The organism is Winslowiella sp. 2C04, assembly GCF_050037805.1.
Lineage (GTDB): Bacteria > Pseudomonadota > Gammaproteobacteria > Enterobacterales > Enterobacteriaceae > Erwinia > Erwinia toletana_A.
On sequence record NZ_CP188300.1, the window covers coordinates 3,562,602 to 3,578,931 of the forward strand.

13 protein-coding genes are annotated in these 16,330 nt (G+C 50.7%); 6 read left to right on the forward strand and 7 right to left on the reverse strand.

Going from position 1 to position 16,330, the window contains the following annotated elements:
* Positions 1–71 precede the first annotated feature (71 nt).
* The 7 genes from ppiD to bolA form a co-directional block, all read right to left on the reverse strand.
* Positions 72–1,940, reverse strand: a complete 1,869-nt coding sequence (ppiD, locus tag ACP3TC_RS16135; protein ID WP_426816828.1) for a peptidylprolyl isomerase — start codon at positions 1,938–1,940, stop codon at positions 72–74.
* 252 nt (positions 1,941–2,192) lie between these two features.
* Positions 2,193–2,465, reverse strand: a complete 273-nt coding sequence (hupB, locus tag ACP3TC_RS16140) for a nucleoid-associated protein HU-beta (protein WP_313856124.1) — start codon at positions 2,463–2,465, stop codon at positions 2,193–2,195.
* Between the two features lie 213 nt (positions 2,466–2,678).
* Positions 2,679–5,033 carry an endopeptidase La gene (gene lon / locus ACP3TC_RS16145; protein WP_313856122.1) on the reverse strand — a complete coding sequence of 785 codons (2,355 nt, stop codon included), beginning with the start codon at positions 5,031–5,033 and terminating at the stop codon, positions 2,679–2,681.
* A 189-nt stretch (positions 5,034–5,222) separates the two neighbouring features.
* Positions 5,223–6,497 carry an ATP-dependent protease ATP-binding subunit ClpX gene (clpX, locus tag ACP3TC_RS16150; protein ID WP_267141425.1) on the reverse strand — a complete coding sequence of 425 codons (1,275 nt, stop codon included), beginning with the start codon at positions 6,495–6,497 and terminating at the stop codon, positions 5,223–5,225.
* A 124-nt stretch (positions 6,498–6,621) separates the two neighbouring features.
* Positions 6,622–7,245, reverse strand: a complete 624-nt coding sequence (clpP, locus tag ACP3TC_RS16155) for an ATP-dependent Clp endopeptidase proteolytic subunit ClpP (RefSeq protein WP_313856121.1) — start codon at positions 7,243–7,245, stop codon at positions 6,622–6,624.
* Positions 7,246–7,591: 346 nt separating this feature from the next.
* Positions 7,592–8,896: a trigger factor gene (tig, locus tag ACP3TC_RS16160; RefSeq protein WP_313856120.1), complete on the reverse strand. Its 1,305-nt coding sequence runs from the start codon at positions 8,894–8,896 to the stop codon at positions 7,592–7,594.
* 342 nt (positions 8,897–9,238) lie between these two features.
* Positions 9,239–9,553: a transcriptional regulator BolA gene (gene bolA, locus ACP3TC_RS16165; RefSeq protein WP_052899271.1), complete on the reverse strand. Its 315-nt coding sequence runs from the start codon at positions 9,551–9,553 to the stop codon at positions 9,239–9,241.
* Between the two features lie 276 nt (positions 9,554–9,829).
* Here bolA and ACP3TC_RS16170 point away from each other — a divergent pair, with 276 nt between their 5' ends.
* From ACP3TC_RS16170 to ACP3TC_RS16195, 6 genes are all read left to right on the forward strand, one after another.
* Positions 9,830–10,408, forward strand: a complete 579-nt coding sequence (locus ACP3TC_RS16170; protein WP_313856118.1) for a lipoprotein — start codon at positions 9,830–9,832, stop codon at positions 10,406–10,408.
* Between the two features lie 128 nt (positions 10,409–10,536).
* On the forward strand, positions 10,537–12,012 hold the full coding sequence (gene ampG, locus ACP3TC_RS16175; RefSeq protein ID WP_313856117.1) for a muropeptide MFS transporter AmpG: 1,476 nt from the start codon (positions 10,537–10,539) through the stop codon (positions 12,010–12,012).
* Positions 12,013–12,469: 457 nt separating this feature from the next.
* The gene (gene cyoA, locus ACP3TC_RS16180) at positions 12,470–13,396 is read left to right on the forward strand and encodes a cytochrome o ubiquinol oxidase subunit II (RefSeq protein WP_313856116.1); all 927 of its coding nucleotides are present in this window, start codon (positions 12,470–12,472) and stop codon (positions 13,394–13,396) included.
* Positions 13,397–13,400: 4 nt separating this feature from the next.
* Positions 13,401–15,383 carry a cytochrome o ubiquinol oxidase subunit I gene (cyoB, locus tag ACP3TC_RS16185; RefSeq protein ID WP_313856115.1) on the forward strand — a complete coding sequence of 661 codons (1,983 nt, stop codon included), beginning with the start codon at positions 13,401–13,403 and terminating at the stop codon, positions 15,381–15,383.
* Positions 15,383–15,997, forward strand: a complete 615-nt coding sequence (locus ACP3TC_RS16190; RefSeq protein ID WP_313856114.1) for a cytochrome o ubiquinol oxidase subunit III — start codon at positions 15,383–15,385, stop codon at positions 15,995–15,997. Before cyoB ends, ACP3TC_RS16190 begins: the two co-directional genes overlap by 1 nt.
* On the forward strand, positions 15,997–16,326 hold the full coding sequence (locus tag ACP3TC_RS16195; protein WP_052899266.1) for a cytochrome o ubiquinol oxidase subunit IV: 330 nt from the start codon (positions 15,997–15,999) through the stop codon (positions 16,324–16,326). Before ACP3TC_RS16190 ends, ACP3TC_RS16195 begins: the two co-directional genes overlap by 1 nt.
* Positions 16,327–16,330: the final 4 nt, after the last annotated feature.

Genomic DNA, 16,330 nt, shown 5'->3' on the forward strand with positions numbered 1-16,330 from the left:
AAAAACCAAAATGGAAAAGGCCGCATAAGCGGCCTTTTCTGTTGCAACGGGTTGCATTTTAATTGCGAGGATTACTGTGCCTGTGCAGCAGCGCCATACTTAATTTTGGCGTCTTTACGCAGGTTGCTCAGCAGTGCTTCAAAAGCGATTTGCGCATTGTTCTGGGTCATGCCCTCGATCATTGCTTTCTTCTGCTCTTCCGGCATGCTGCCAGCCTGCACTTTATCCAGTGACAGCAGCACAACATTGCCCTGCATATCTTCGCTGATGCCATAAGAGGCATGGTCTTTCGTCGGCTCCGGCAGCGCAAACACCGCCTGAGTGATTGCGTCCTGACCGTTACGCGTCAGGGTTTTGCTTTCACCAAAGCTCAGACCTGCCGCTTTCAGCGCATCCTGTTTGCCCGCTTTCAGCTCGGCAATAATTTTGTCAGCATCCGCTTTCGCCTGCTTAACCGCTTTATTGTGCTTAACGGTATCAACAATCTGCGCCTGAACCTCAGCAAACGGTTTCACCGCTTCGGCTTTATGTTCGGTGATGCGCAGAACAAAAGCACGATCGCCATCAACGGTAATGATGTCGGAGTTGCTGCCCGGCGCGCCGCCTTCTCCAACTAAGCCGCCGTTGAAGATCGCCTGCTCTACCGGCTTGAAGTTCAGCTCGGCTGGCAGATTGTCTTTACCAAACCAGCTGGTCTCAACCGCCTTCACACCCGCCGCCTCTTCTGCGCTGGCCAGTGACTCGTTATCATTACTCGCTGCATCACTGACTTTCTGCTGCAGTTTGTAATACGCGTCGATAGCTTTTTCCTGCTTCACTTTATCAGCGATAGCATCACGGACTTCAGACAGCGGTTTAATCTTCTCAGGCTGAATATCGTCAAGACGCGCCACCAGGAAACCAACGGAAGAGTTGATCACACCAGAGAGCTGGCCTTTGCTGGTCAGGTTAGCGTCTTTCAGCTCATCAGGCGTGGTAGAAGGCTCCAGCCAGCCCATATCACCGCCTTTGCGTGCAGAGATCGGATCGACTGATTTTTCTTTCGCCAGAGCAGCAAAGTCACCGCCCTGCTTCAGCTGATCGAGAACCGCCTGCGCTTCTGCTTCGGTTTTGGTCTGAATGATGCTGTAGCGATTACGCTGCGGTTGGCCATAGTCAGCTTTATTATCTTCATACCAGCTCTGAATTTCGCTGTCGCTGGCCGGCTGCTGCATGCTCGCCGCATCCAGCTTGATATAGCTGACACGGAACTGCTCTGGCGCCATAAAGCTGTTTTGATTCTGCTGGTAGTAGTTTTTGCTCTCTTCGTCGCTGACGGTCTGCTGCGCCGCCAGCTTATTGACGTCGATAGTCGCAGTACGCACCAGGCGCTCTTGTGAAACTAATGCTGCCAGCGCATCTGACTCACCTTGCAGCATAAAGTCGGTACCGGCCACTGCCGTCACCAGTTGCTGACTGGTCAGCTGCTTACGCAGTGCTTCGGCATATTGATCGGGGCTGAAGCCCATATTGCCGATCAGCGCCTGATATTTGGCATTATCAAATTTGCCATCGGTCTGGAATGCTGGCTGTTCGAAGATTGCCTGTTTGATCTGGTCATCACTGATGCCCAGTTTCAGATCTTTGGCGTACTGGCCCAGCAGCACTTCATCAATCAGCTGAGACAACGCCTGCTGACGCATCTGCTGCATATAGCCTTCGTTACTGGCCAGCTGAGAGAACTGCTCGCCCAGCATCTGCTGCTGACGGCTACGCTCAGTGGAAAAAGCTCGCTCTAATTGCGACCGGCTGATCTCCTGACCGTTAACTTTTGCTGCGTAGTCTCCGTTACCGCCAATCAAAAAGTCGCCGACCCCGGTCAGCACGAATGACAGGATAATCAGTCCCAAAATAATTTTGAGCACGACATGGTTCGACGCCGCGCGTAAATTGTCCATCATGGTATGCCAACACTCCGCTGTAGTGTGAATGTAAACCCTACGTTTTCATCCCGCATCCTCGCGGGAATTCGACGCTGCTGCACTTCAGGCCTGCAGCATTCGGCCAGGTTTTGACACGCGCAAACAGCGTTTGTCACAGATAACGATAAAAAAAGGCACATCAATTGCCTGATGTGCCCTTATGTTACATGAGAACGCTTTGTCAGTCCTCAATCCACCGAAGAAATTGCTTCAATGTAGGATTAACTGCTATCAGTTTACCGCGTCTTTCAGCGCTTTACCGGCACGGAAGCCAGGAACTTTACCCGCTGGGATGGTGATCTCTTTACCCGTCTGAGGGTTACGGCCAGTACGCTCTGAACGCTCGCGAACAGAGAAAGTACCAAAACCAACCAGCGCCACTTCTTCACCTGCTTTCAGAGAATCGGAAATGGAAACCATAAAAGCATCTAATACACGTCCAGCTGCTGCTTTGGAAATGTCAGCATTCGCAGCAATTTTGTCGATCAACTGTGACTTATTCACTCTATTCATCCCCTCTTTATTATTCACATCGTACCCGAGCATCCCGCCCTGCACGATCGCGCAGCAAGTTATATCAAGCCTGAAGTGCTGAAACAATATTTAATCATTAACAGTTTCATCTCAGCAGCCCTCTAAATTAGCGAGTCAAAAAAAAGCTGGCAAGCCCGATTTGACTTACCAGCTGCACTTTTTGACGCTTTTTGTCTTAAATCACTATTTTACAGTCGCAACCTGCATGCCGTATGGGGCATTTTGCAACGCCAGCGCCAGCACTTCCTCAATGCGCTTCACCGGATGAATTTCCAGATCGGCAATTACGTTATCAGGAATCTCTTCCAGATCGCGTTTGTTCTCATCAGGAATCAGCACGGTTTTGATACCACCACGGTGTGCCGCCAGCAGTTTCTCTTTCAGGCCACCAATCGGCAGAACCTGACCACGCAGCGTGATCTCACCGGTCATCGCCACATCGGCACGAACCGGATTACCGGTCAGGCAGGAAACCAGCGCGGTACACATTGCAATACCCGCGCTCGGGCCATCTTTTGGCGTAGCGCCTTCTGGCACGTGCACGTGGATATCACGTTTTTCGTAGAAGTCACCGTTGATACCCAGTTTCTCCGCACGTGCGCGTACCACGGTTAACGCTGCCTGGATCGACTCCTGCATCACTTCACCGAGTGAACCGGTGTAAGTCAGCTTGCCTTTACCCGGAACACAGGCGGTTTCGATGGTCAGCAGATCGCCGCCGACTTCGGTCCACGCCAGGCCAGTCACCTGACCAACGCGGTTTTCACTTTCTGCGCGGCCATAGTCAAAGCGCTGCACGCCAAGGAAATCTTTGAGGTTATCGCCGTTGATTTCGATGTGTTTGACAGCTTTGTCCATCAGCAGCGCTTTCACCGCTTTACGACACAGTTTCGACAGTTCACGCTCCAGGCTACGCACCCCGGCTTCACGGGTGTAGTAGCGGATAATGCCGACGATAGCGCTGTCGTCCACCGAAATTTCATTTTTCTTCAGCGCGTTACGCTCAATCTGCTTTGGCAGCAGGTGCTGTTTAGCGATGTTCAGTTTTTCATCTTCGGTATAACCCGACAGACGAATCACTTCCATACGGTCAAGCAGCGGAGCCGGAATGTTCATGGAGTTTGACGTCGCGACAAACATCACATCGGAGAGATCGTAATCCACTTCCAGATAGTGATCGTTAAACGCGATGTTCTGCTCCGGATCTAACACTTCCAGCAGTGCAGAAGCCGGGTCGCCACGCATATCTGACGACATTTTGTCGATCTCATCCAACAGGAAAAGCGGGTTTTTAACGCCGACTTTCGCCATTTTCTGAATCAGTTTGCCCGGCATAGAGCCGATATAGGTACGGCGGTGACCACGGATTTCCGCTTCGTCACGCACGCCACCCAACGCCATGCGCACGTATTTACGTCCGGTGGCTTTGGCAATCGACTGGCCCAGTGAGGTTTTACCAACACCCGGCGGCCCTACCAGACACAGAATCGGCCCTTTAATCTTGCTGACGCGACTCTGTACCGCTAAATATTCCAGAATGCGGTCTTTGACGCGCTCGAGACCAAAGTGGTCGGTATCCAGCGTTTCCTGCGCTTTAAGCAGGTCTTTCTTCACCTTGCTGCGGGCGTTCCACGGAACCTGAACCATCCAGTCAATGTAACCGCGCACCACGGTCGCTTCTGCTGACATCGGCGACATCATTTTCAGCTTCTGCAGCTCAGCTTCGGTTTTTTCGCGCGCTTCTTTTGGCATTTTTGCCGCATCGATTTTGCGCTTCAGGGCTTCATTTTCGTCAGGTGCGTCATCCATTTCGCCCAGTTCTTTCTGAATCGCCTTCATCTGCTCATTCAGATAGTACTCGCGCTGACTTTTTTCCATCTGTTTTTTGACGCGGTTGCGGATGCGTTTTTCTACCTGCAACAGGTCAATTTCAGATTCCATCATCGCCATCAGATATTCCAGACGTTCGTTAACGTCTGACATCTCCAGCACCGACTGTTTATCCGCCAGCTTCAGTGGCATATGCGCAGCAACGGTATCGGCCAGACGTGCGGCGTCATCGATGCTGTTCAGCGACGTCAGCACTTCTGGTGGAATTTTTTTGTTCAGTTTGATGTAGCCTTCAAACTGATTAATCGCGGTGCGTACCAGCACTTCCTGCTCACGCTCTTCGATTTCTGGTGAAACCAGATATTCCGCCTGTGCAGTAAAGTGGTCGCCGTTATCAGCCAGGGTAGTGATATGCGCACGCTGTAAGCCTTCCACCAGCACTTTTACCGTGCCATCTGGCAACTTCAGCATTTGCAATATTGAGGCAACGGTCCCTACCGAGAAGAGATCGTTAATGCCAGGTTCATCCGTTGAAGCCTCTTTCTGTGCAACCAGCATGATCTTTTTATCGTGATCCATGGCGGCTTCGAGGCACCGAATCGATTTTTCCCGACCAACAAACAACGGAATTACCATGTGCGGATAAACCACTACGTCGCGCAGAGGCAACACAGGGATTTCAATGCGTTCAGAACGCTCAGGATTCATAGAGCTCTCTCTTAGTTTAATGTCCGCCAGGGTGATGGGAACCGCATAATGCAGTAAAAGTGCGGTCAACCCACAGGTATTTGAGTATATGGGGATGAATGTCAGACATTCAACGTAAAGCTGGAGAGAAAAATAAAAGGGGAAAGAATTTTCCCCTTTTTAGATAACTGACTGGATTGATTTGGTTATTTATTCGCCAGAAGCTTGTTGTGCTTCAGGCTTACCGTAAATCAGCATCGGATCGGTTTGCTCATCGATCACTGATTCATCAATCACCACTTTCTCCACGTCATCCATTGAAGGCAAATCGTACATGGTGTTCAGCAGCGCACCCTCGACGATAGAACGCAGACCACGCGCACCGGTTTTACGCGACATGGCTTTTTTGGCAATCGCCGTTAACGCCTCGTCACGGAATTCCAGCTCCACGCCTTCCAGGTTAAACAACGCCTGGTACTGTTTAGTCAGCGCATTCTTCGGCTCACGCAGAATCTGGATCAACGCTTCTTCACTCAGCTCATTCAGCGTTGCCACAACAGGCAGACGACCAATAAACTCAGGAATCAGACCAAACTTGATCAGATCTTCCGGTTCTACCTGCTCAAGCAGCTGGCCTTCAGACGCTTTCTGCGATTTACCTTTTACCGTCGCACCGAAACCAATACCGGAGCCGGTTTCAACACGCTGCGAAATCACTTTATCCAGGCCGGCAAATGCACCGCCACAGATAAACAGGATCTTCGAGGTGTCGACCTGCAGGAACTCCTGCTGCGGATGTTTACGCCCGCCCTGCGGCGGCACCGCGGCAACCGTACCTTCGATCAGCTTCAGCAATGCCTGCTGCACGCCCTCACCGGAAACATCACGCGTAATTGACGGGTTATCCGACTTACGTGAGATTTTATCAATCTCATCGATGTAAACGATGCCGCGCTGGGCTTTCTGCACGTCGTAGTCGCACTTCTGCAACAGTTTCTGAATGATGTTTTCGACATCCTCACCCACATAACCGGCTTCGGTCAGGGTGGTGGCATCGGCCATAGTAAATGGCACATCCAACAGACGCGCTAAGGTTTCTGCCAGCAGCGTTTTACCGCTACCAGTAGGACCGATCAGCAGAATGTTACTCTTGCCCAACTCAATACCATTGCTGGTATCGCCATTGCGCAGGCGCTTGTAGTGGTTGTAGACCGCAACGGCCAGCACCTTTTTCGCCTTCTCCTGACCGATAACATAATCATCGAGGTGATGGCGGATTTCGTGCGGCGTCGGCAGCGCACTGCGCTCGCGGTGCGGAGCCACTTCTTTAATCTCTTCGCGAATGATGTCATTACACAGATCGACACACTCATCGCAGATATACACTGACGGCCCGGCAATCAGCTTGCGCACTTCATGCTGGCTTTTGCCGCAAAAAGAGCAGTACAGCAGCTTTCCTGAACCGTCTTTGCGCTTATCTGTCATCAGTTAACCTCTTCATTTATTCGTCCGCATGCTTTGCGGCGATGACAACGCCTGGCGCTGCCCTCGATAGTGCAACTCTCGGCGCTGGACTCACTAACTATAGTCCGAACAGCGGATTTGAGCCTTATTCGCGATGCGTCAGGATGGAATCGACTAAACCATACTCTACAGCTTCACTCGCGGAGAGGAAACGATCGCGTTCAGTGTCTCTCTCTATTTCTTCAAGAGATTTACCCGTATGTTCAGCCATTAACTGGTTCATGCGCTGTTTCACTTTCAGAATTTCACGCGCATGAATCTCAATATCGGTCGCCTGGCCCTGATAACCACCTAACGGCTGGTGAATCATTACGCGCGAGTTTGGCAGGCAGTAACGCTTACCTTTAGTACCCGCAGTCAGCAGGAACGCGCCCATGGAACAGGCCTGGCCCATACAAATAGTGCTGACATCCGGCTTGATGAATTTCATGGTGTCGTAAATCGACATACCTGCGGTAATTACGCCACCAGGAGAGTTGATGTAGAGATGGATGTCTTTTTCCGGATTTTCCGCTTCAAGAAACAGCATCTGCGCCACAATCAGATTTGCCATATGATCCTCAACCTGACCGGTAAGGAAAATAATGCGCTCTTTCAGCAGGCGCGAAAAGATGTCGTAAGATCGCTCTCCGCGCGAAGTTTGTTCAACCACCATTGGCACCAAAGCCATATGAGGTGCAGTTTGTTCACGTTCGCCACTGTATGACATTACCGTCTCCTGGATAAATTTCATTTGGCAACACTCTGTACCGATTCTACTAGAGTGAGTCGGGGAATACGAAGATTCCCGAGGTTCACTCGCCGACGCCATCCGGACGGTCAATCAGCCAGCATTCAATAACGGGTATATGCATAAACTATCTGGGGATGCTGCCCTGGTATTTCAAGCATAACAACGTTTTCGTCAATCGCTAACCAGGAAAAACAGCATAGACGATAATTCGTCGCATAATTAAGCAAATAACTGTTAAAAGGTGACGTTTGATAGAAAATGATCAAGAAAAAGCCCGCGACCTTGCGGCTGCGGGCTTGATTTATCTGACAGAAAAATCCGATCAGGCAGAAGCAGTCTGATTCATCAGATCCTGGAAGCCAGTCGCTTTTTCAGTCACTTTTGCTTTAGCCAGAACCGCTTCAACCGCTTGTTCTTCCAGAGCAACGTTACGCATGTTGTTCATCAGCTCATTGTTTTTGCTGTAGAACTCGATAACTTCCTGCGGATCTTCATAAGCAGAAGCCATCTCTTCGATCAACGCTTTAACGCGATCTTCGTCAGCTTTCAGCTCATGGGTACGAATCACTTCACCCAGCAGTAAACCAACCACTACGCGACGTTTTGCCTGCTCTTCGAACAGTTCACGTGGCAATTCAAACGCTTGTTTCTCGTTACCACCGAAACGCTGAGCAGCCTGACGACGCAGAACGTCGATTTCGCTGTCAATCAGTGCTGCCGGAACGTCGATTTCATTTGCGTTAACCAGACCGTCGATTGCCTGAGTTTTCACACGGTTACGCACTGCGCCTTTCAGCTCGCGCTCCATGTTTTTACGCACTTCGGCACGCAGACCTTCAACGGAGCCATCTTCAACGCCGAAACGCTTGATGAACTCTTCGGTGAATTCTGGCAGCTCGCGCTCTTCAACTTTCTTCAGCACGATGTCGAACTTCGCTGCTTTACCTTTCAGGTTTTCAGCATGGTAATCGTCCGGGAAGTTAACGTCGATGGTGAATTCTTCGCCAGCTTTATGGCCAACAACACCTTCTTCGAAACCTGGGATCATACGACCCTGGCCCATTGCCAGTACGAAGTCAGACGCTTTGCCGCCTTCGAACTCTTCGCCGTCCACAGAACCGGTGAAATCGATAGTTGCGCGATCTTCAGCAGTCGCAGCAGCATCGGTCTCTTTCCAGGTCGCCTGCTGCTTACGCAGGGTGTCCAGCATGGTATCGACGTCAGCATCGGTCACTTCAACAACCGGTTTTTCAACTTCGATTGCGTCCAGACCTTTCAGCTCAACTTCCGGATAGACTTCGAATTCAACCGCAAAAGTGAAGTCTTCACCCGTTTTGTACTCGCCTGGCACGTAGTTAGGTGCGCCAGCCGGATTAATTTTTTCTTTGATGATCGCGTCAACAAAGTTGCGCTGCATCAGTTCGCCCAGCACGTCCTGACGAACAGAAGCACCGTAACGCTGTGCAACAACGGTCATCGGTACTTTGCCTTTACGGAAGCCATCGATACGTACTTTTTTAGCCACGTCGACCAGCTCTTTTTTAACAGCGCTCTCGATGCTGTCAGCAGCGACAGTAATCGTAACGCGACGGCCCAGGCCCTGAGTGGTTTCTACTGAAACTTGCATCTTGTTACCTCAAAAAAAATCACGTGCTCGGTCAACTTCAGACAGCACACAAACCGCATCAGGCGATAGTGTGCGCTCTCTAACAACCGGGACGGCCTCTGTTGTCAGAACCGAATTCCCTGTTACCAGAAGCGTCCCGAAGACATTCCGGAAAAATAGACGCAGCATTATAGCGGCATCGCCGGACTGAGTCGAGAACGCAAAATCGCCCCAAACACACCGTTTTTTACAAATTCCGCTACAAATAGCAAATTATTGCCCCGTTATTTACGCGGACAGATAATGCGGCACAAAACGACAAAACGGCCCGCAGGCCGTTTTCTTTAATTAACATCCCTGAAATCAGGCCAGGGTACCGGCACCACGACAATTTGGTGATGCGGGTACAGTATCCTGCAACCCTTCCCACTCTTTAACGGTGTAAGTATGCAGCGCCAGCGCGTGCACACTACCTGCTAACTCATCGGCTAACACACCATAAATGGCACGATGCCGCATCAGGAAACGTTGGTTCGTGAAACTGTCACTGACAATGATCACTTTGAAATGACTTTCCGAACCAGCTGGCACGTTATGACGGTAACTTTCGTCGTTGACCTCCAGATGAACCGGATTAAACGCCGTGCGTAACTTTTCTTCTATTTGTCCGCGAATCATAACTACACTCCTCTACGGCAGCGAGCTGCGCCCCATCTCTTTAAATAATAGTCGGTTTTTAATCCAACCCGCGGTTTCGCGAAGAAAATTTCTCAAGCTGTTCTTTTCTCAGGTTGTCATCAACAGCGCTTCGCTGAACCACTTGCCCTTCGCGGAGTCCTAAATTACCGCAAGCTGATGAATTTACGCCCTCTCAGGGCTTCCCTCCACGCCTGCCAATGATATGATGGCCGACGTTTTGTCAGCAATACAACTTACGCGAATGAGAAAATACGCATGTTAAAAAAATTATTATTTCCGCTGCTGGCCGTATTTATTCTGGCTGGCTGTGCCAACAACAGCAATACATTAAACGTTTCACCTAAGATCGATCTGCCACAGCAGGATCCAAGCCTGACCGGCATCACGGTCAGCATCAACGGTGCCGATCAACGTAGCGACCAGGCACTGGCAAAAGTGAACCGCGATGGCCAGCTGGTTACCCTGACGCCTTCGCGCGATCTGCGCTTCCTGCTGCAGGAAGTGCTTGAGAAACAAATGGGCGCCCGTGGCTATATGATTGGACCGAACGGCGCGGTGGATCTGCAAATTGTGGTTAACAATCTGTATGCCGATGTCACTCAGGGCAGCGTGCGTTACAGCATTACCACCAAAGCTGATATCTCGATTATCGCCACGGCGAAAAACGGTAATAAGCAGGTGAAAAACTATCGTCAGACCTACAGTGTTGAAGGCGCTTTCAGCGCTAACAATGAAAAAATCACTAAAGCGGTTAACGCAACCCTTGGCGACGTGATTTCTGATATGGCGCAAGACACCAGCATCCATACCTTTATTAAGCAAAACGCACGTTAAGTTGCTGCGGGTGGTGCAAACGCCACCCTGACGGATATTCTATGCACGGGCGGTATTTTTCGCCGCCCGTAATGATAATGTTCTGCGGCGTTTCCGATAGCCCGACCGTTATGTGATACCGAGATTTTATGGGCAATAACTACCTTCGCATTTTCACTCAACGTAACGCCGCCCTTCTGCTGTTGTTAGGCTTCGCTTCCGGTTTACCTCTTGCATTAACCTCCGGCACGCTGCAGGCGTGGATGACCGTTGAGAATGTCGACCTGAAAACCATTGGTTTCTTCTCACTGGTCGGCCAGGCGTATGTATTCAAGTTCCTCTGGTCGCCGATGATGGACCGTTACACGCCGCCATTCCTCGGGCGTCGTCGCGGCTGGTTATTGATCTCGCAGCTGCTGTTAATTGCCGGCATAGTGGCGATGGGCTTTATGGAGCCGTCGCGCAATCTGACGATGCTGGCTGCCCTGGCGGTGCTGGTCGCCTTCTGCTCGGCATCGCAGGATATTGTTTTTGACGCGTGGAAAACCGATGTGCTGCCAGCGGAAGAGCGCGGCAGCGGCGCGGCGATTACGGTTTTAGGCTATCGGCTGGCAATGCTGGTATCGGGCGGGCTGGCACTGTGGCTGGCCGATCGCTATCTCGGCTGGCAGGCGACCTACTGGCTGATGGCGCTGATGATGGTGCCCGGAGTGATTGCGACGCTGTGCGCCAGCGAACCGACGGATGCCATTCCAAAGCCGCGCAGCCTGGAACAGGCCGTCATGGAACCGCTGCGCGACTTTTTTAACCGCAACAATGCGTGGCTGATTCTTTCCTTAATTGTGTTGTATAAGCTCGGCGATGCGTTTGCTGCCAGCCTGACCACCACTTTCCTGATTCGCGGCGTTGGTTTTGACGCTGGAGAGGTCGGGCTGGTTAACAAAACCCTCGGCCTGCTGGCGACAATCATCGGTGCCCTGTACGGCGGCGTATTGATGCAGCGCCTGACGCTGTTTCGCGCCTTGATGATCTTTGGTATTTTGCAGGCGGTTTCAAATCTCGGCTACTGGATACTGTCGGTCACTGATAAACAGATGCTCAGCATGGCCAGTGCGGTATTTGTTGAGAATCTTTGTGGCGGCATGGGCACCGCCGCTTTTGTTGCGCTGCTGATGACACTCTGCAACAAATCCTTTTCTGCTACCCAATTTGCGCTGCTCTCTGCGCTGTCGGCCGTTGGTCGGGTGTATGTTGGTCCGGTTGCCGGATGGTTTGTCGAGCTTTGGGGCTGGCCGACGTTTTATGCCTTTTCGGTAGTCGCCGCGCTTCCCGGGCTGCTGCTGCTGGCCGGTTGCAAACGCACGCTGGAATATACTCAGGCTACCGACAGCTTTATGCCACGTACGGCGTTCCGCAGTGGTTATCGCTGGGCGCTACGCGCGCTGACCGCTGGCTGCGTAATACTGGCGGGCTGGCTGCTGCTGTTGGCTATCGACGCGTTGGGATGGGAGGTGAGTGGTGGCTTACTGACTTCACTGTTTGAACTGGCTATGGTGCTGGCGCTGACCGGCATTGTTATCGGCTCGCTGCTGGATTATCTGGCACAACGTAAAACCACTGAGTGAAAATTTCGGCCTGTTACCACATGACGGGCCGTTCATCTTTTCACCAGCGAGACAAAATTTCCGCTGTAAATCATTTACCCCGTTCAGGTTATTTTTAAAAAAAAGACGTCGGCAACAATGTTGTTTTTTGTACTATATTAAAAACCGGTACGTTATTATTTTTGTATATTTAATATCACCCAAATGATACAGATTTGTTAAATATTTGAGTAGTAAATTCGATGGTTATATCGCCACGGTTTTTTCCTCAGAAAAAATAAGCCATTTCTGTTATATTAGCGCCAACTCATTGTGGTCGTTAATATTTTGTCATTATGAGTAACATCTGTGACACCCTTAGCAAAAGGTGTCAACACCGGCCTGACACAATCTTAAGCTGGTTTACAGTGCCGAAACCTTGCCGTAAAATGCCGCCACACTTAAACGACAATAGAGCCCTTGTCATTGAGGTCGTTAAATGAGACTCATGAAATACAATAAAAGTTTGGGGATTTTGTCATTAATTGCAGGCACTTTATTGTTAAGTGGCTGTGATAGTGCATTGTTAAATCCCAAAGGACAGATTGCATTGGAGCAACGTTCGCTGATACTGACCGCTTTCGGTTTGATGTTGATCGTCGTTATTCCGGCAGTCTTAATGGCAGTGGTGTTCGCCTGGAAATATCGGGAGTCCAACACCAAGGCAAAATACAGCCCTAACTGGTCACACTCGAATAAAGTGGAAGCCGTAGTCTGGACTGTGCCGATCCTGATCATCGTGTTCCTTGGTATTCTGACGTGGAAATCAACCCACGCGCTGGAACCAAGCAAACCGCTGGTCTCTGATGTCAAGCCTATCGAAATTGATGTGGTGGCGCTGGACTGGAAATGGCTGTTTATCTACCCTGAGCAGGGTATTGCAACCGTAAACCAGATTGCCTTCCCGGCGAACACGCCAGTGAACTTTAAGATCACCTCTAATTCCGTGATGAACTCCTTCTTCATTCCTACCCTTGGTAGCCAGATTTACGCTATGGCGGGTATGCAGACTAAACTGCACTTGATTGCGAATGAACCCGGCACGTTTGACGGCATCTCTTCCAACTTTAGTGGTAAAGGCTTCTCTGGCATGAAGTTTAAAGCCATCGCAACTGCTGACAATGCGGCATTTGAGCAGTGGGTCGCTAAAGTGAAGCAGTCGCCAAATACCTTAACCACGATGGATGAATTCGAAAAAATCGCTGCACCTAGCGAGAATCATCCAGTTGAGTTCTTCTCTACCGCTAATCCTGAATTGTTCAAGCAAGTCATTGGCAAATTCAAGATGAGCCACGGGAAGATGGACATGTCTGAACACGAAGGCATGGACATGAGCGAAGCCTCTCACGCTGGAGCTGAGGAATAACACGATGTTGGGAAAATTAACACTGGATGCAGTACCGTTACACGAGCCAATTATCGTGATTACGGTTGCCGCCATTATTCTTGGTGGTCTGGCACTTGCTGGTGCATTAACTTACTTCGGTAAGTGGAAATACCTGTGGACCGAGTGGCTGACTTCCGTCGACCACAAACGCCTCGGTATCATGTATATCATTATGGCTTTCGTCATGTTGCTGCGCGGCTTTGCCGATGCGGTAATGATGCGTAGCCAGCAGGTTCTGGCCTCCGCAGGTGAAGCCGGCTTCTTGCCACCCCATCACTACGATCAGATCTTCACCGCCCACGGCGTGATTATGATCTTCTTCGTGGCGATGCCGTTTGTTGTCGGTCTGATGAACATCGCTGTTCCTTTGCAGATTGGCGCACGCGACGTGGCCTTCCCGTTCCTGAACAACCTCAGCTTCTGGTTTACTGCTGTCGGTGTGGTGCTGGTTAACCTGTCACTGGGTGTGGGCGAATTCGCACAGACCGGCTGGCTGGCTTATCCACCGCTCTCTGGCGCGGAGTACAGTCCGGGGGTCGGGGTCGACTACTGGATATGGAGCCTGCAGTTGTCCGGTATCGGTACGACATTAACCGGGATTAACTTCTTCGTTACTATCCTGAAAATGCGTGCACCGGGCATGACCATGTTCAAGATGCCAGTATTTACCTGGGCATCTCTGTGTACTAACGTTCTGATTATCGCTTCTTTCCCGGTGTTGACCGTAACACTGGCGTTGCTGACCCTTGATCGCTATCTGGGCTTCCATTTCTTTACCAATGATATGGGCGGCAACATGATGATGTACGTCAACCTGATTTGGGTTTGGGGTCATCCGGAAGTGTACATCCTGGTTCTGCCGGTCTTCGGTGTGTTCTCCGAAGTGGTTGCAACCTTCTCTAAAAAACGTCTGTTTGGTTACACCTCACTGGTATGGGCAACGGTAGTTATTACCATCCTGTCCTTTATCGTGTGGCTGCACCACTTCTTCACCATGGGTGCAGGTGCGAACGTTAACGCCTTCTTCGGTATTATGACGATGATTATCGCCATTCCGACCGGTGTTAAAATCTTTAACTGGCTGTTCACCATGTACCAGGGCCGCATCGTGATGCACTCTGCCATGCTGTGGACTGTTGGCTTCCTGGTCACCTTCTCTGTTGGTGGTATGACCGGTGTTCTGCTGGCGGTTCCAGGTGCTGACTTCGTGCTGCACAACAGTCTGTTCCTGATTGCACACTTCCATAACGTGATTATCGGTGGTGTGGTGTTCGGTTGTTTTGCTGGTGTGACTTACTGGTTCCCGAAAGCATTCGGCTTCACCCTGAACGAAACCTGGGGTAAACGCGCATTCTGGTTCTGGATCATCGGCTTCTTCACTGCCTTTATGCCGCTGTACGTGCTTGGCTTTATGGGTATGACCCGTCGTCTGAGCCAGGATATCGATCCTCAGTTCCACTCGATGCTGGTTGTTGCAGCCTTCGGTGCGGCACTGATTGCATGTGGTGTGATTTGTCAGGCAATTCAGTTCTACGTTTCTGTCCGTGACCGTGAGCTGAACCGTGATGTGACTGGCGACCCGTGGGGCGGCCGTACGCTGGAGTGGGCAACCTCTTCTCCACCGCCGTTCTATAACTTTGCCGTAATTCCAGAAATTCACGAACGTGATGCTTTCTGGGAAATCAAAGAGAAAGGTGAAGCATACAAGCAGCCTGCTCATTACGAAGAAATCCACATGCCGAAAAACAGCGGCGCGGGTGTCGTAATTGGCTTCTTCAGCCTGATCTTTGGTTTTGCTGCAATCTGGCACATCTGGTGGTTAGTCGGTCTGTCATTCCTCGGTATGATCCTGACTTGGGTGATTAAGAGCTTTGACGAAGACGTGGACTACTACGTACCGGTTGCAGAAGTCGAGAAAATCGAGAATCAGCACTTTGACGAAATTACCAAAGCAGGCCTGAAATAATGTCAACTGAAACTCTGAATAAACACCACGACGCCCATGCGGAGCATGGGCATCACGATGCAGGAGCCAACAAAGTCTTTGGCTTCTGGATCTACCTGATGAGTGACTGCATTATCTTCGCAACCCTGTTTGCGACCTATGCAGTAATGGTCAACAGCACTGCTGGCGGCCCGTCTGGTAAAGATATTTTTGAACTGCCGTTTGTACTGGTAGAAACCGCACTGCTGTTATTTAGCTCAATTACCTATGGTTTTGCTGTTATCAGCATGAACAAAGGTGCTAAAGCAGCGGTTAACGGCTGGCTGGCACTGACTTTCCTGTTTGGTGTCGGCTTTATCGGTATGGAGATCTACGAATTCCATCATCTGATCGCTGAAGGCTTTGGTCCACAGCGTAGCGGCTTCCTGTCTGCCTTCTTTACCTTAGTCGGCACGCACGGTCTGCACGTGACCTCTGGTCTGATCTGGATGCTGGTACTGATGTATCAGATCTCCCGTCGCGGCCTGAACGCGACCAACCGCACCCGTATCATGTGCCTGAGCATGTTCTGGCACTTCCTTGATGTGGTATGGATCTGCGTATTCACCGTTGTCTATCTGATGGGGGCCATGTAATGAGTCATTCTGCAAACGAACATGGTGCATCTCACGGTAGCGTGAAGTCATATATGATCGGCTTTGTTCTGTCGATCATCCTGACGGGTATCCCATTCTGGATGGTTATGGATGGCGGTGCTTCTCACGGTACTATCCTGGGTGTGGTTCTGGTTTGTGCGGTCGTTCAGGTGCTGGTGCATCTGGCGTACTTCCTGCACCTGAATACCTCTTCGGATGAAGGTTGGAATATGGTTGCTATTGTGTTCGCAGCAATCATTATCCTGATCGTTGTTGTTGGCTCGATATGGATCATGTGGAACCTCAACTACAACATGATGGTTCACTAAAGAG

Coding starts and splice junctions, on each gene's coding strand:
- ppiD (WP_426816828.1), bottom strand. CDS start 1,940: ATGATGGACAATTTACGCGCGGCGTCGAACCATGTCGTGCTCAAAATT.
- clpX (WP_267141425.1), bottom strand. CDS start 6,497: ATGACAGATAAGCGCAAAGACGGTTCAGGAAAGCTGCTGTACTGCTCT.
- ampG (WP_313856117.1), top strand. CDS start 10,537: ATGGGCAATAACTACCTTCGCATTTTCACTCAACGTAACGCCGCCCTT.
- ACP3TC_RS16195 (WP_052899266.1), top strand. CDS start 15,997: ATGAGTCATTCTGCAAACGAACATGGTGCATCTCACGGTAGCGTGAAG.
- lon (WP_313856122.1), bottom strand. CDS start 5,033: ATGAATCCTGAGCGTTCTGAACGCATTGAAATCCCTGTGTTGCCTCTG.
- ACP3TC_RS16170 (WP_313856118.1), top strand. CDS start 9,830: ATGTTAAAAAAATTATTATTTCCGCTGCTGGCCGTATTTATTCTGGCT.
- cyoB (WP_313856115.1), top strand. CDS start 13,401: ATGTTGGGAAAATTAACACTGGATGCAGTACCGTTACACGAGCCAATT.
- tig (WP_313856120.1), bottom strand. CDS start 8,896: ATGCAAGTTTCAGTAGAAACCACTCAGGGCCTGGGCCGTCGCGTTACG.
- ACP3TC_RS16190 (WP_313856114.1), top strand. CDS start 15,383: ATGTCAACTGAAACTCTGAATAAACACCACGACGCCCATGCGGAGCAT.
- cyoA (WP_313856116.1), top strand. CDS start 12,470: ATGAGACTCATGAAATACAATAAAAGTTTGGGGATTTTGTCATTAATT.
- clpP (WP_313856121.1), bottom strand. CDS start 7,245: ATGTCATACAGTGGCGAACGTGAACAAACTGCACCTCATATGGCTTTG.
- bolA (WP_052899271.1), bottom strand. CDS start 9,553: ATGATTCGCGGACAAATAGAAGAAAAGTTACGCACGGCGTTTAATCCG.